Genomic DNA, 12,875 nt, shown 5'->3' on the forward strand with positions numbered 1-12,875 from the left:
ATGGAGCGCCGATATGGCCAAAGAGAAGTTTGAGCGGAACAAGCCGCACTGCAACATCGGGACGATTGGTCACGTAGACCATGGCAAGACGTCGCTTACGGCGGCGATCACGAAGGTGCTTGCGGAGACGGGCGGGGCGACGTATTCGGCCTATGACCAGATCGACAAGGCGCCTGAAGAGAAGGCGCGCGGGATCACGATCTCGACGGCGCATGTGGAGTATCAGACGGAAGCGCGTCACTACGCGCATGTCGACTGCCCGGGCCATGCCGACTATGTGAAGAACATGATCACGGGCGCGGCGCAGATGGACGGGGCGATCCTCGTCGTGTCGGCGGCGGACGGCCCGATGCCGCAGACGCGCGAGCACATCCTGCTCGCCCGCCAGGTCGGCGTGCCGGCGCTTGTGGTGTTCATGAACAAGGTCGACCAGGTCGACGATCCGGAGCTGCTCGAGCTTGTCGAGATGGAAATCCGCGAGCTTCTTTCGTCTTACGACTTCCCGGGCGACGATATTCCGATCGTGAAGGGCTCGGCGCTTGCCGCGCTTGAAGACTCGAACAAGGAAATCGGTCACGACGCGATCCTCGAGCTGATGAAGGCGGTCGACGCCTACATCCCGCAGCCGGAGCGTCCGAAGAACCTGCCGTTCCTGATGCCGATCGAAGACGTGTTCTCGATCTCGGGCCGCGGCACGGTTGTGACGGGCCGTATCGAGCGCGGTGTCGTGAAGGTCGGCGAGGAAATCGAGATCGTTGGCATCAAGCCGACGGTGAAGACGACCTGCACGGGCGTCGAGATGTTCCGCAAGCTGCTCGACCAGGGCGAGGCTGGCGACAATGTGGGCGTTCTCCTGCGCGGCACGAAGCGTGAAGACGTCGAGCGCGGCCAGGTTCTGTGCGCGCCCGGCTCGATCACGCCGCATACGGAGTTCGAGGCGGAAGCCTATATCCTGACGAAGGAAGAGGGTGGCCGTCATACGCCGTTCTTCACGAACTACCGCCCGCAGTTCTACTTCCGCACGACGGACGTGACGGGCGTGGTGACGCTGCCCGAGGGCACCGAAATGGTGATGCCGGGCGACAACGTGAAGATGAACGTGACGCTGATCGCCCCCATCGCAATGGAAGAGAAGCTCCGCTTCGCCATCCGTGAAGGCGGTCGTACCGTCGGCGCAGGCGTCGTCTCGAAAGTGTTGAAGTAAGCAAGGTGACAGGGGCGCGGGAGAACTCGCGCCCCCACTTCTAAAGTCGCGAAAGCGCAGGGCCGAGAGGCACGAGGACGAAAATGCAAAGGCAGAAGATCCGCATCCGGTTGAAAGGCTTCGATCACCGTGTGCTCGACGTTTCGACCAGGGAGATCGTCAACACAGCGAAACGTACCGGCGCTCAGGTGCTCGGTCCGATCCCGCTCCCGACCCGGCTCGAAAAGTTTACCGTGCTTCGCGGCCCGCACATCGACAAGAAGAGCCGCGAGCAATTTGAAATTCGGACACACAAGCGTGTGCTCGACATCGTAGACCCCACACCCCAGACGGTCGATGCGCTGATGAAGCTCGATCTTGCGGCCGGTGTGGATGTCGAGATCAAGCTCTAAGTCGAGCCTGGTCGTCGATCAAAACGAGGAATGGGACCCATGCGTTCCGGTGTGATTGTCAAAAAGGTCGGTATGACCCGTCTCTTCATGGAAGACGGTCGTCATGTCCCGGTCACGGTGCTGAAGCTCGACAACTGCCAGGTTGTCAGCCAGCGTACGGATGAAAAGAACGGCTATACGGCGGTTCAGCTCGGCACAGGCCGTGCCAAGGCGAAGAATGTTGCGAATGCCCAGCGTGGCCAGTTCGCGCGCGCCTCGGTCGAGCCCAAGCTTGAGCTGGTCGAGTTCCGGGTGAGCCCCGACAACCTGCTCGATGTGGGTGTGGAGATCACCGCCGATCATTTCATCGCCGGCCAGTACGTCGATGTCAGCGGTACGTCGATCGGTAAGGGCTTCGCGGGCGTCATGAAGCGCCACAATTTCGGCGGTCTTCGCGCCACGCACGGCGTGTCCGTCAGCCATCGTAGCCACGGCTCGACCGGTCAGAACCAGGATCCGGGCAAGGTCTTCAAGGGCAAGAAGATGGCCGGCCACATGGGCGCGACGCGCGTCACCACTCAGAACCTCGAGGTCGTCCGTACGGACGCCGACAAGGGCCTGATCATGGTGAAGGGCGCGGTGCCGGGTTCGAAGGGCGGCTGGGTGCTCGTTCGCGATGCCGTAAAGACCAAGTTGCCGGAAGGTGTTCCCGTTCCGGGCGCGTTCCGCCGCAACGGCGAGGAAGCTGCCGCCGCTCCGGCCGCGGAAGCTCCCGCAGAGACACCGGCTGAGGAAGCCGGGCAGGAAGGTGCGTGATGAAGATCGACGTAACGACACTTGAGGCCAAGAAGGCCGGTTCCGTCGACCTCACGGACGGTGTGTTCGCGCTCGAACCGCGCGGCGACATTCTGCATCGCATGGTCGCGTGGCAGCTGGCGAAGCGTCAGGCCGGCACGCACAAGACGAAGGGCCGCTCCGAGATCGCGCTCACGGGCAAGAAGTTCGTGAAGCAGAAGGGCTCCGGCGGCGCCCGTCACGGCGATCGCAAGGCGCCGCAGTTCCGCGGTGGCGGCAAGGCATTCGGACCGGTGGTTCGCAGCCATGCCTTCGACATGCCGAAGAAGGTGCGCGCGCTCGCTCTGAAGCTTGCGCTGTCGGCGAAGGCGAAGAGCGACAACCTCGTCATTCTCGATGAGGCGAAGCTTGCCGAACCGAGGACGAAAGCGGCAAAGGATGCGTTCGAGAAGCTCGGCCTCAAGTCGGTGCTGATCATTGACGGCGCGGAGCTGGATGCGAATTTCGCTCTCGCTGCTCGCAATCTTCCGAATGTTGATGTGCTGCCGGTTCAGGGTATCAACGTGTACGACATTCTGCGGCGCGAGAAGCTTGTGCTGACCAAGGCCGCGGTTGAGAGCCTGGAGGCTCGCTTCAAATGAACGAGCATTATTACGACATCATCGTGTCGCCGGTCATTACCGAGAAAGCGACCATGGCTTCGGAAGCAAACCAGGTCATCTTCAAGGTGGCTCCGAATGCGACGAAGCCGAAGATCAAGGAAGCGGTCGAGAAGCTTTTCGACGTGAAGGTGAAAGCGGTCAATACGCTGATCCGGAAGGGCAAGACCAAGCGGTTTCGCGGTATCGCGGGACGGCAGAGCGATTTCAAGAAAGCGATCGTGACCCTCGAAGAAGGTCATTCGATCGATGTGACGACCGGGCTCTAAGATCATGGCATTGAAAAAATATAAACCGACAAGCCCCGCGCAGCGCGGTCTCGTGCTGGTCGACCGCTCGGCCCTCTACAAGGGCAAGCCGGTCAAGGACCTCACCGAAGGACTGACCAAGTCCGGCGGCCGCAACAACCACGGCCGCATCACGGTGCGGTTCCGGGGCGGCGGGCACAAGCGCAGCTATCGCACGGTCGATTTCAAGCGCCGCAGGTATGACGTGCCGGCGACGGTCGAGCGGCTCGAATACGATCCGAACCGTACCGCGTTCATCGCGCTCGTGAAGTATGAAGACGGTGAGCTCGCCTACATTCTGGCGCCGCAGCGTCTGCAGCCGGGCGATGTGGTGATCTCGGGTAGCCGCGTGGACGTGAAGCCGGGCAATGCGATGCCGCTGGCGAACATTCCGGTCGGCACCATCGTCCACAATGTGGAGATGAAGCCGGGCAAGGGCGGTCAGATCGCGCGTTCGGCCGGCACTTATGTGCAGCTCGTCGGCCGCGACCAGGGTTACGCGCTGCTCCGTCTTTCGTCGGGCGAACAGCGCATGGTTCCGGCGACCTGCATGGCATCGATTGGCGCCGTCTCCAATCCGGACCACTCGAACATCACCATTGCGAAGGCGGGCCGCAATCGCTGGCTTGGCAAGCGTCCGCATGTTCGCGGCGTCGTCATGAACCCGGTCGACCATCCGCATGGCGGTGGTGAAGGCCGCACCTCGGGTGGCCGTCATCCGGTCACGCCTTGGGGCAAGCCGACCAAGGGCAAGAAGACACGCGCCAACAAGGCGACGGACAAGTATATCGTCCGCAGCCGTCACCAGAAGAAGAAGGGTTAGGGAGCTCGATATGTCACGTTCTCTCAAAAAGGGTCCCTTCGTGGATGGCTACCTTCTCAAGAAGGCGGAAACCACGCGTTCTTCGGGCCGCAAGGAAGTCATCAAGATGTGGAGCCGCCGCTCCACGATCCTGCCGCAGTTTGTCGGTCTCACCTTCGGTGTCCATAACGGCAAGAAGCACGTTCCGGTGCTCGTGACCGAGGACATGGTGGGCCACAAGTTCGGCGAGTTTTCGCCGACGCGGACCTACTTCGGTCACACGTCCGACAAGAAAGCGAAGAAGGGCTAAGTCATGGGCAAAGCCGTAAACAAGCGTCGCCTGCCCGAGAATGAAGCGCAGGCCGTAGGCCGGATGCTTCGGGTGAGCCCGCAAAAGCTCAATCTCGTCGCGCAGCTCATTCGCGGCAAGAAGGTCGAAACGGCGCTCGCCGATCTGACCTTCTCGCGCAAGCGGATTTCGGACGACGTGAAGAAGATCCTGCAGAGCGCCATCGCGAATGCGGAGAACAACCACGATCTCGACGTGGACGATCTCATCGTCGCGGAAGCTTATGTGGGCAAGAACCTGGTAATGAAGCGCTGGCATGCGCGCGCTCGCGGCCGCGTCGGCCGGATCGAGAAGCCGTTCAGCCAGATCACGATTGTCGTGCGCCAAGTCGAGGAGCAAGCCTGATGGGTCACAAGGTCAATCCAATCGGACTGCGCCTGGGCATCAACCGGACCTGGGATTCGCGCTGGTTCGCCGGCCGTCACGAGTACGGCAAGCTGCTGCACGAAGACATCAAGATCCGCGAAGTCCTTGAGAAGCAGCTGAAGCAGGCTGGTATCTCGAAGATCGTGATCGAGCGTCCGCACAAGAAGTGCCGTGTGGCGATCCATACGGCCCGTCCGGGCGTGGTGATCGGCAAGAAGGGCGCGGACATCGAAAAGCTGCGCCGCGAAATTGGCAAGATCACGGCGTCGGAAGTGCATCTCAACATCGTTGAAGTGCGCAAGCCCGAGATCGATGCGACGCTTGTCGCGGAGAATATCGCCCAGCAGCTCGAGCGCCGTGTGGCGTTCCGCCGTGCGATGAAGCGGGCAGTGCAGTCCGCCATGCGTCTCGGCGCCGGCGGCATCCGCATCAACTGCGCGGGCCGTCTCGGCGGTGCCGAAATCGCGCGGACGGAGTGGTATCGTGAAGGCCGCGTGCCGCTGCACACGCTTCGCGCCGACATTGACTATGGCGTCGCGACGGCGAAGACAGCTTATGGCACCTGCGGTGTGAAAGTCTGGATCTACAAGGGCGAGATCCTCGAGCACGATCCGATGGCGTCCGAACGTCGTGCGCTGGAAGGCGGCGACTCCGGCGGTGGCCGTTCGCGCCGCGACGATCGCGGCTGATACGGCAAGAATTGAGCGAAGAGAGTTTCGACCATGTTGCAACCGAAGCGCACTAAGTTCCGCAAGGCTCACAAGGGCCGTATCCATGGCAAGGCCAAGGGCGGAATGCATCTCGACTTTGGGGCGTTCGGCCTCAAGGCGCAGGAGCCGGCTCGTATTACGGCCCGGCAGATCGAGGCGGCGCGCCGCGCGATCACCCGTCACATGAAGCGTGCGGGCCGCGTGTGGATCCGGATTTTCCCGGACGTGCCGGTTTCCTCGAAGCCGACCGAAGTTCGAATGGGTAAGGGCAAGGGAGCGCCGGAATACTGGGCCGCTCGCGTGAAGCCGGGCCGCATCATGTTCGAGATCGATGGCGTCCCTCTCGCGGTCGCCGAAGAGGCCATGCGTCTCGGTGCGGCGAAGCTGCCGATCAAGACGCGGTTCGTAGCGCGTCCCGGCGAGCAGGCCTGAGGAACAAGACCCCGCCCCAGGGCGGAGCGAATGAAAGGGTAAGGCCATGAAGGCCAGCGATGTACGAGATATGACGCCGGACCAGTTGCAGGATGAACTCCTGAAGCTGAAGAAGACGCAATTCAACCTGCGTTTCCAGGGTGCCAGCGGTCAACTCGAGAAGGTTCACCAGATGCGCCAGGTGCGTCGCGATATCGCGCGGATCAAGACGATCCAGCGGCAGCGCAGCGCCGAAACGGCAAGCAAGAGCTGAGGACACGAAAATGCCGAAGAGAATCCTTCAAGGTGTCGTGGTCAGCGACAAAAACGAAAAGACGATCGTGGTGAACGTCGAGCGCCGCTTCCAGGACCCGCTCCTGAAGAAGATCGTGCGTCGTTCGAAGAAGTACCACGCGCACGACGAGAACAAATCGGCGAAGGTTGGCGATATCGTGAAGATCCGCGAATGCAAACCGGTTTCGAAGCTGAAAAAGTGGGAAGTTTTTACGGACGAGGCCTGATCCTTTCTGGATTGCAGGAACCGGTTCGAGCAAGGCGGATGAAGTCATGATCCAGCAAGAGACCAACCTGGAGGTTGCCGACAACTCTGGCGCACGTCGTGTGATGTGCATCAAGGTGCTCGGTGGCTCCAAGCGGAAGTACGCTTCCGTCGGCGACATCATTGTCGTCAGCATCAAGGAAGCGATTCCGCGCGGCAAGGTGAAGAAGGGCGACGTCATGAAGGCGGTCGTCGTGCGCACGGCGAAGGATATTCGCCGCGCCGATGGCAGCGTCATCCGCTTCGACCGTAATGCCGCGGTCCTGATCAACAACCAGGGCGAGCCGATCGGTACGCGTATCTTCGGCCCGGTTACCCGCGAACTGCGTGCGAAGAACCACATGAAGATCGTTTCGCTCGCGCCGGAGGTGCTCTGATGGCTGCGAAAATCAAAAAGGGTGACAAGGTCGTCATCCTGACCGGCAAGGATAAGGGCAAGAAGGGCGACGTCGTCGCTGTCTTCCCGAAGGAAAACAAGGCGCTCGTGCAGGGCGTCAACATGGTGAAGCGCCATGAAAAGCCCTCGCAGACGGCGACGGGCGGTATCGTGACGCGCGAAGCGAAGGTGCATCTGTCCAATATCGCGATCCAGGATCCGAAGACGGGCGCTCCCACGCGAGTTGGATTCAAGACGCTGGACGACGGCCGCAAGGTCCGTTTCGCCAAGGCGTCGGGAGAGACGATCGATGGCTGAAGCTCAATATATTCCGCGGCTGAAGGTTCAGTATCTGGAGAAGTTTCGTCCGGAACTGACAGAAAAGTTCAGCTACAAGAACCTGCTTGAGGTTCCGCGGCTCGACAAGATCGTGCTCAACATGGGCGTCGGCGAGGCCGTCGGCGACTCCAAGAAGATCAAGAGCGCGTTCGAGGATTTGCAGGCGATTGCCGGCCAGAAGCCGGTCATCACCAAGGCGAAGACGTCCATCGCGACGTTCAAGCTGCGTGAAGGCATGCCGATCGGCGTGAAGGTCACGCTGCGCAAGGATCGGATGTATGAGTTCCTGGACCGCCTGGTCACGGTCGCGCTGCCGCGCGTGCGAGACTTTCGCGGCCTGAATGCGAAGAGCTTCGACGGTCGTGGCAACTATGCCATGGGCCTCAAGGAGCACATCGTGTTCCCGGAGATCGACTACGACAAGGTCGATCAGATCTGGGGCATGGACATCATCGTCTGCACGACGGCGAAGACGGACGACGAAGCGCGCGAGCTGCTTCGGAAGTTCAACTTCCCCTTCACGAAGTGATTTTTCAGCGGTCCGCTAGTGGCGGACCCGACGGAGGTTTGAATGGCTAAGAAGAGCGCCATTAATAGGGATCTGAAGCGGCGCAAGCTGACGGCGAAATACGCCGCCAAGCGGGCGAAGCTGAAGGCCGCCACGATGGACGAGGCGCTTTCGATGGAAGACAGGTTCCAGGCGCAGCTGAAGCTCGCCGAGTTGCCGCGCAATTCCTCGAAGACCCGTATTCATAATCGCTGCGAGATTACCGGCCGCAGCAAGGCTTATTACCGCAAGCTGCGCATGTCGCGTATCGCCCTTCGGGACCTCGCGTCCAGAGGGCAGATCCCCGGCATGGTGAAGTCGAGCTGGTAGGAGACACGCGAATGACGATGACCGATCCTCTTGGCGATATGATTACGCGCATCCGCAATGCCCAGCTTCGCGGCAAGGGCAAGGTGGTGACGCCGGCCTCGAAGCTTCGCGGCTGGGTGCTGGACGTTCTCGCCGAAGAAGGTTTTATCCGGGGTTATGCGCGCGTCGAATATCCGGGCGGCAAAAGCGACTTCGAGATCGAACTGAAGTACAACGAAGGCGCTCCGGTCATTCAGATGATCGAGCGGGTTTCGACGCCGGGCCGCCGTGTGTATTCGTCCGTCAAGACGATGCCGACGGTGCATAACGGCCTCGGAATTTCGATCCTCTCGACCCCGAAGGGCATCATGTCCGACGTGGCCGCGCGGGAGCAGAATGTGGGTGGCGAGGTGCTGTGCCGCGTCTTCTGATGACGGCACTGCATTCGATGATACTGACGACAGGAAAAAGAGACCATGTCGCGAATTGGTAAGTACCCCGTCGAAGTCCCCAAAGGGGTGACGGTGACACTCAACGGCCAGGACCTGGCCGTGAAGGGCCCGAAGGGTGAGCTGAAGCTCACGCTGGTGGACGATGTGACGGTGGAGCAGGGCGAGAGCGGCCTCAAGGTTGCACCGCGTGAGGACACGCAGCGCGCCCGCGCGATGTGGGGCCTCAGCCGTACCCTGGTCAAGAACATCGTCACGGGTGTGACGGATGGGTTCACGAAGACGCTCGAGATCAACGGCGTCGGCTACCGCGCCGCAATCCAGGGCAAGAACCTGCAGCTGAACCTCGGTTTCAGTCACGACGTGCTCTATCCGATCCCGGAAGGTATCGACATCAAGTGCACGAAGCCGACCGAGATCGTGATCACGGGCATCGACAAGCAGAAGGTCGGGCAGGTTGCTGCCGAGATCCGCGGCTATCGTGGACCGGAGCCGTACAAGGGCAAGGGCGTGAAGTACGCCGGCGAATATATCTTCCGCAAGGAAGGCAAGAAGAAGTGAGCTGCGCGCGATGAGCAACATGAAAACACTCTCTCAACGCCGGGCCATGCGCAATCGCGCCAAGCTCGCGAAGGCATCAGTCGTCCGTCCGCGCCTTTCGGTGTTCCGGTCGTCCAAGCATATCTATGCGCAGGTGATCGACGATACGCGTGGCGTAACGGTTGCGGCGGCGTCCTCGCTCGACGAGAAGTTCGGCAAGAAGGCCGGTACCGACGTTGCAGCGGCGGGCGAGGTCGGCAAGCTTCTCGCCCAGCGCGCGAAGGATGCCGGTATTACCGATGTCGTCTTCGACCGTGGCGGCTACATCTATCATGGGCGCGTCAAGGCGCTCGCTGAAGGCGCCCGCGAAGGCGGTCTCAACTTCTAAAGGATTTTTGCTGTGGCACGTAAAGAGAACAGAGACCGGGATCGGGAAGAGCGCGACAGCGAATTTGTGGACAAGCTGGTCCACATCAATCGCGTTGCCAAGGTCGTCAAGGGCGGCCGGCGCTTCGGTTTTGCCGCGCTCGTCGTGGTCGGCGATCAGAAGGGCCGCGTTGGCTTCGGCCATGGCAAGGCGCGTGAAGTGCCGGAAGCGATCCGCAAGGCGACGGAAGCCGCGAAGCGCGCGATGATCCGCGTGCCGCTGCGCGAAGGCCGGACGCTGCATCACGATGTCGACGGCCGTCACGGCGCGGGCCGCGTGGTTCTCCGCGCGGCGCCTCCCGGCACCGGTATCATCGCGGGCGGTCCGATGCGTGCCGTGTTCGAGACGCTCGGCGTCCAGGACGTGGTGGCCAAGTCGCTCGGTTCGTCGAACCCCTACAACATGGTGCGCGCCACGTTCGACGCGCTGAAGAACGAGCAGAGCCCGCGTATGGTTGCGGCGCGCCGCGGCAAGAAGGTCAGCGAAATCGTCGGCCGCCGTTCGGATGCCGCCGCCGAGGCCGGCCTCGAATAAGCCGAGATCAGAGGAAAACGAGCGATGTCAGCGAAGAAGTCCGCCAGCAAGGCGACAGTTACCGTGCAGCAGATCGGCAGCCCGCTTCGGCGCGAGCCGTCGCAGCGCCAGACCCTGATCGGGCTTGGCCTGAACAAGATGCGCCGCACGAAGACGCTGGAAGACACGCCTGCCGTGCGCGGCATGATCAACAAGGTGGCCCATCTCGTCCGCGTCGTGGACGAAGCTTAATTCTGACAAGGGCGTAAGGCTCGCGAGGCAATCCGATGAAACTGAACGAAATCCGGGATAACGAAGGCGCGCGCAAGTCGCGCATCCGTGTCGGTCGCGGTATCGGCTCCGGCAAAGGCAAGACCGGCGGCCGCGGCGTGAAGGGCCAGAAGTCCCGTACCGGCGTCGCGATCAAGGGCTATGAAGGCGGCCAGATGCCGATTCATATGCGCCTGCCGAAACGCGGCTTCAAAAACCTGTTCCGCCCCGATTACAACTCGGTCAACCTCGGCCGGGTGCAGGCGGCGGTCGATGCCGGCAAGCTCGACAAGGGCGCGACGGTGGATGCGGCGGCGCTTGTTGCGGCCGGTGTCATTCGCCGTGCGAAAGACGGTGTCCGTCTTCTCGCCCAGGGCGAACTGAAGGCGAAGCTCTCCTTCGAAGTCGCAGGCGTCTCCGCCAGCGCGAAGGAAGCCGTTGAAAAGGCCGGCGGCTCGGTCACGGTTGTTGGTCCGAAGGCGAAGGCGGCGGCCGAATAAGGTCTGCGCTTCCTTGAAACATGCGCCTCCGGCTACGGTGTGCACAGGGTGAGATGAATGGCATCAGCGGCTGAACAGCTCGCGGCGAACCTCAACTTCGCGGCCTTCTCGAAGGCGACCGAGTTGAAGAAGCGCATCTGGTTCACGCTGGGTGCGCTCATCGTCTACCGGCTTGGCACCTATGTGCCTCTGCCGGGAATCGACCCGTCGGCGCTTGCCCAGGTCTTCAGCCAGCAGCAGTCCGGCCTGCTCGGCGTCTTTGACATGTTCGCGGGCGGCGCCATCGGCCGCATGGCGATCTTCGCGCTGGCGATCATGCCATACATCTCGGCCTCGATCATCATCCAGCTGATGACGACCGTGTCGCCCCATCTCGCGCAGCTCAAGAAAGAGGGCGAGCAGGGCCGCAAGCAGATCAACCAGTATACGCGCTACGGCACGGTGGTTCTGGCCACCCTGCAAGGCTACGGTATCGCCGTCGGCCTCGAAGGCGCGCAGAATGTCGTCATCGATCCGGGCATCTTCTTCCGCATCACCACTGTCATCACGCTGGTCGGCGGTACTGTTTTCCTGATGTGGCTCGGCGAGCAGATCACGTCGCGCGGCGTCGGCAACGGTATCTCGCTCATCATCTTCGCCGGCATCGTCGCCGAGCTGCCTCGCGCGCTCGCGGGCACGCTGGAACTTGGCCGTCAGGGTGCGCTTTCCACCGCCATCATCCTTTTCCTCGCGGTCATGGTCGTCATTGTCATCATGGCGATTGTCTTTGTGGAGCGGGCGCAGCGGCGCCTTCTCGTGCAGTATCCCAAGCGCCAGGTCGGCAACAAGCTTTATGGCGGTGACAGCTCGCATCTGCCGCTGAAGCTCAACACGGCCGGCGTCATCCCGCCGATCTTTGCCTCGTCGCTGCTGCTGCTGCCGGTGACGATCGCGAATTTCACGTCGGGGCAGGGGCCTGACTGGCTCAACAGCGTCACGGCGCTGCTCGGCCACGGCCAGCCGCTCTATATGGCTTTCTATGCCGCGGGCATCATCTTCTTTGCCTTCTTCTACACGGCCATCGTCTTCAATCCGCAGGATACGGCCGACAACCTGAAGAAGTATGGCGGCTTCATTCCGGGCATCCGTCCGGGCCAGCGCACGGCGGAATATATCGACTATGTGCTGACACGGCTCACAGCCGTCGGTGCGATCTACCTGACGATCGTCTGCCTTCTGCCCGAGCTGCTGATCTCTCAATACAGCGTGCCCTTCTATTTTGGCGGCACCTCGCTTCTCATCGTGGTCAGCGTGACGATGGATACCGTCTCGCAGATACAGAGCCACTTGCTGGCGCATCAGTATGAGGGGCTCATCAAGAAGTCCAAGCTGCGCGGGGGCAAGCGATGAAACTGATCCTGCTGGGCCCGCCCGGCGCCGGAAAGGGCACACAGGCGAAGCGTCTCGAGGAAGCCCATGGTCTCGTCCAGCTCTCGACCGGTGACATGCTCCGCGCGGCCGTCGCCCAGGGCAGCGAGGTCGGCAAGGTGGCCGAAGGCATCATGGCGCGGGGCGAGCTCGTGCCGGACGATGTCGTGGTCGGCATCATCGCCGACCGGATCGAGCAGCCGGATGCGGTGAATGGCTATATTCTGGATGGTTTCCCGCGCAACGTGGCGCAGGCGGAAGCCCTCGACAAGATGCTTGCGGGCAAGGGCACGACGCTCGATGCCGTGGTCGAGCTCGGTGTCGATGACAGCATCCTCCTGAAGCGGATCGAGACCCGCGCGGCGGAAACAGCAGGCGGCCCCCGGGCCGACGATAATGCGGAGGCGCTGGCGAAGCGCCTCAAGGTCTATCATGAGCAGACGGCGCCCCTGATCGCCTATTACAAGGCCAAGGGCAAGCTGCGGACCGTAGACGGCATGAAGAGCATGGATGAGGTAACCGGCCAGATCGAGACGGTCCTCGGGATTTCAAAAAGGAAAGGGAGTTGGCTTAGCCGGTTGACTGGGAAGAAGTAAATTCTATAATCCCGGCCTTCGCGGCGGTGCTTTCAGAGAAAAAACCGGCTAACGGCTGAAAATGGCGGAATTCCGCGGTTTTCGGGCGC

The 12,875-nt window shown here is 61.8% G+C and carries 24 protein-coding genes; all 24 read left to right on the top strand.

Annotated elements, in window-relative coordinates; all coding sequences use genetic code 11:
• Window positions 1-13: 13 nt before the first annotated feature.
• The 24 genes from tuf (at window position 14) to PLAV_RS13990 (ending at window position 12,786) form a co-directional block, all read left to right on the top strand.
• The gene (gene tuf / locus PLAV_RS13875) at window positions 14-1,204 is read left to right on the top strand and encodes an elongation factor Tu (RefSeq protein ID WP_012111645.1); all 1,191 of its coding nucleotides are present in this window, start codon (window positions 14-16) and stop codon (window positions 1,202-1,204) included.
• An 83-nt stretch (window positions 1,205-1,287) separates the two neighbouring features.
• Window positions 1,288-1,596 carry a 30S ribosomal protein S10 gene (gene rpsJ / locus PLAV_RS13880; RefSeq protein ID WP_012111657.1) on the top strand — a complete coding sequence of 103 codons (309 nt, stop codon included), beginning with the start codon at window positions 1,288-1,290 and terminating at the stop codon, window positions 1,594-1,596.
• 39 nt (window positions 1,597-1,635) lie between these two features.
• Window positions 1,636-2,391, top strand: coding sequence for a 50S ribosomal protein L3 (rplC, locus tag PLAV_RS13885; protein ID WP_012111658.1), 756 nt, complete (start codon window positions 1,636-1,638; stop codon window positions 2,389-2,391).
• Window positions 2,391-3,011: a 50S ribosomal protein L4 gene (gene rplD / locus PLAV_RS13890; protein ID WP_012111659.1), complete on the top strand. Its 621-nt coding sequence runs from the start codon at window positions 2,391-2,393 to the stop codon at window positions 3,009-3,011. Before rplC ends, rplD begins: the two co-directional genes overlap by 1 nt.
• Entirely contained in the window at window positions 3,008-3,298 is a 291-nt protein-coding gene (locus PLAV_RS13895) for a 50S ribosomal protein L23 (RefSeq protein WP_012111660.1), read from the top strand. The genes rplD and PLAV_RS13895 overlap by 4 nt, the downstream gene beginning before the upstream one ends.
• Window positions 3,299-3,302: 4 nt before the next feature.
• Complete coding sequence (rplB, locus tag PLAV_RS13900; RefSeq protein ID WP_012111661.1) at window positions 3,303-4,139, top strand: 50S ribosomal protein L2; 837 nt, start codon at window positions 3,303-3,305, stop codon at window positions 4,137-4,139.
• 10 nt (window positions 4,140-4,149) lie between these two features.
• Window positions 4,150-4,428: a 30S ribosomal protein S19 gene (gene rpsS / locus PLAV_RS13905; protein ID WP_012111662.1), complete on the top strand. Its 279-nt coding sequence runs from the start codon at window positions 4,150-4,152 to the stop codon at window positions 4,426-4,428.
• A 3-nt stretch (window positions 4,429-4,431) separates the two neighbouring features.
• Entirely contained in the window at window positions 4,432-4,812 is a 381-nt protein-coding gene (rplV, locus tag PLAV_RS13910) for a 50S ribosomal protein L22 (protein ID WP_012111663.1), read from the top strand.
• Entirely contained in the window at window positions 4,812-5,522 is a 711-nt protein-coding gene (gene rpsC, locus PLAV_RS13915; protein ID WP_012111664.1) for a 30S ribosomal protein S3, read from the top strand. Before rplV ends, rpsC begins: the two co-directional genes overlap by 1 nt.
• 33 nt (window positions 5,523-5,555) lie before the next feature.
• Window positions 5,556-5,975, top strand: a complete 420-nt coding sequence (gene rplP, locus PLAV_RS13920) for a 50S ribosomal protein L16 (protein ID WP_012111665.1) — start codon at window positions 5,556-5,558, stop codon at window positions 5,973-5,975.
• Window positions 5,976-6,021: 46 nt separating this feature from the next.
• Window positions 6,022-6,228 (top strand): 50S ribosomal protein L29, encoded by a 207-nt coding sequence (rpmC, locus tag PLAV_RS13925; protein ID WP_012111666.1) that lies wholly within the window; start codon window positions 6,022-6,024, stop codon window positions 6,226-6,228.
• Window positions 6,229-6,238: 10 nt separating this feature from the next.
• On the top strand, window positions 6,239-6,475 hold the full coding sequence (rpsQ, locus tag PLAV_RS13930; RefSeq protein WP_012111667.1) for a 30S ribosomal protein S17: 237 nt from the start codon (window positions 6,239-6,241) through the stop codon (window positions 6,473-6,475).
• A 46-nt stretch (window positions 6,476-6,521) separates the two neighbouring features.
• Entirely contained in the window at window positions 6,522-6,890 is a 369-nt protein-coding gene (rplN, locus tag PLAV_RS13935; RefSeq protein WP_012111668.1) for a 50S ribosomal protein L14, read from the top strand.
• Window positions 6,890-7,207, top strand: a complete 318-nt coding sequence (gene rplX, locus PLAV_RS13940; protein WP_012111669.1) for a 50S ribosomal protein L24 — start codon at window positions 6,890-6,892, stop codon at window positions 7,205-7,207. Before rplN ends, rplX begins: the two co-directional genes overlap by 1 nt.
• The gene (gene rplE, locus PLAV_RS13945) at window positions 7,200-7,757 is read left to right on the top strand and encodes a 50S ribosomal protein L5 (RefSeq protein WP_012111670.1); all 558 of its coding nucleotides are present in this window, start codon (window positions 7,200-7,202) and stop codon (window positions 7,755-7,757) included. Before rplX ends, rplE begins: the two co-directional genes overlap by 8 nt.
• A 42-nt stretch (window positions 7,758-7,799) precedes the next feature.
• A complete protein-coding gene (gene rpsN, locus PLAV_RS13950) occupies window positions 7,800-8,105 on the top strand; it encodes a 30S ribosomal protein S14 (RefSeq protein ID WP_012111671.1) in 306 nt (101 codons plus the stop codon).
• Between the two features lie 11 nt (window positions 8,106-8,116).
• Window positions 8,117-8,515: a 30S ribosomal protein S8 gene (rpsH, locus tag PLAV_RS13955; RefSeq protein WP_012111672.1), complete on the top strand. Its 399-nt coding sequence runs from the start codon at window positions 8,117-8,119 to the stop codon at window positions 8,513-8,515.
• A gap of 45 nt (window positions 8,516-8,560) precedes the next feature.
• Window positions 8,561-9,094, top strand: a complete 534-nt coding sequence (gene rplF / locus PLAV_RS13960; RefSeq protein ID WP_012111673.1) for a 50S ribosomal protein L6 — start codon at window positions 8,561-8,563, stop codon at window positions 9,092-9,094.
• A gap of 10 nt (window positions 9,095-9,104) precedes the next feature.
• Window positions 9,105-9,461: a 50S ribosomal protein L18 gene (gene rplR / locus PLAV_RS13965; RefSeq protein ID WP_012111674.1), complete on the top strand. Its 357-nt coding sequence runs from the start codon at window positions 9,105-9,107 to the stop codon at window positions 9,459-9,461.
• 12 nt (window positions 9,462-9,473) lie between these two features.
• The gene (rpsE, locus tag PLAV_RS13970; protein WP_012111675.1) at window positions 9,474-10,034 is read left to right on the top strand and encodes a 30S ribosomal protein S5; all 561 of its coding nucleotides are present in this window, start codon (window positions 9,474-9,476) and stop codon (window positions 10,032-10,034) included.
• Window positions 10,035-10,058: 24 nt separating this feature from the next.
• A complete protein-coding gene (gene rpmD / locus PLAV_RS13975) occupies window positions 10,059-10,265 on the top strand; it encodes a 50S ribosomal protein L30 (protein WP_012111676.1) in 207 nt (68 codons plus the stop codon).
• A gap of 35 nt (window positions 10,266-10,300) precedes the next feature.
• Window positions 10,301-10,783 carry a 50S ribosomal protein L15 gene (rplO, locus tag PLAV_RS13980; protein ID WP_012111677.1) on the top strand — a complete coding sequence of 161 codons (483 nt, stop codon included), beginning with the start codon at window positions 10,301-10,303 and terminating at the stop codon, window positions 10,781-10,783.
• 57 nt (window positions 10,784-10,840) lie between these two features.
• The gene (gene secY, locus PLAV_RS13985; protein ID WP_012111678.1) at window positions 10,841-12,172 is read left to right on the top strand and encodes a preprotein translocase subunit SecY; all 1,332 of its coding nucleotides are present in this window, start codon (window positions 10,841-10,843) and stop codon (window positions 12,170-12,172) included.
• Window positions 12,169-12,786: an adenylate kinase gene (locus PLAV_RS13990; protein WP_012111679.1), complete on the top strand. Its 618-nt coding sequence runs from the start codon at window positions 12,169-12,171 to the stop codon at window positions 12,784-12,786. Before secY ends, PLAV_RS13990 begins: the two co-directional genes overlap by 4 nt.
• The last annotated feature ends 89 nt before the right edge of the window (window positions 12,787-12,875 follow it).

The sequence above is a fragment of the Parvibaculum lavamentivorans DS-1 genome (genome assembly GCF_000017565.1).
Lineage (GTDB): Bacteria > Pseudomonadota > Alphaproteobacteria > Parvibaculales > Parvibaculaceae > Parvibaculum > Parvibaculum lavamentivorans.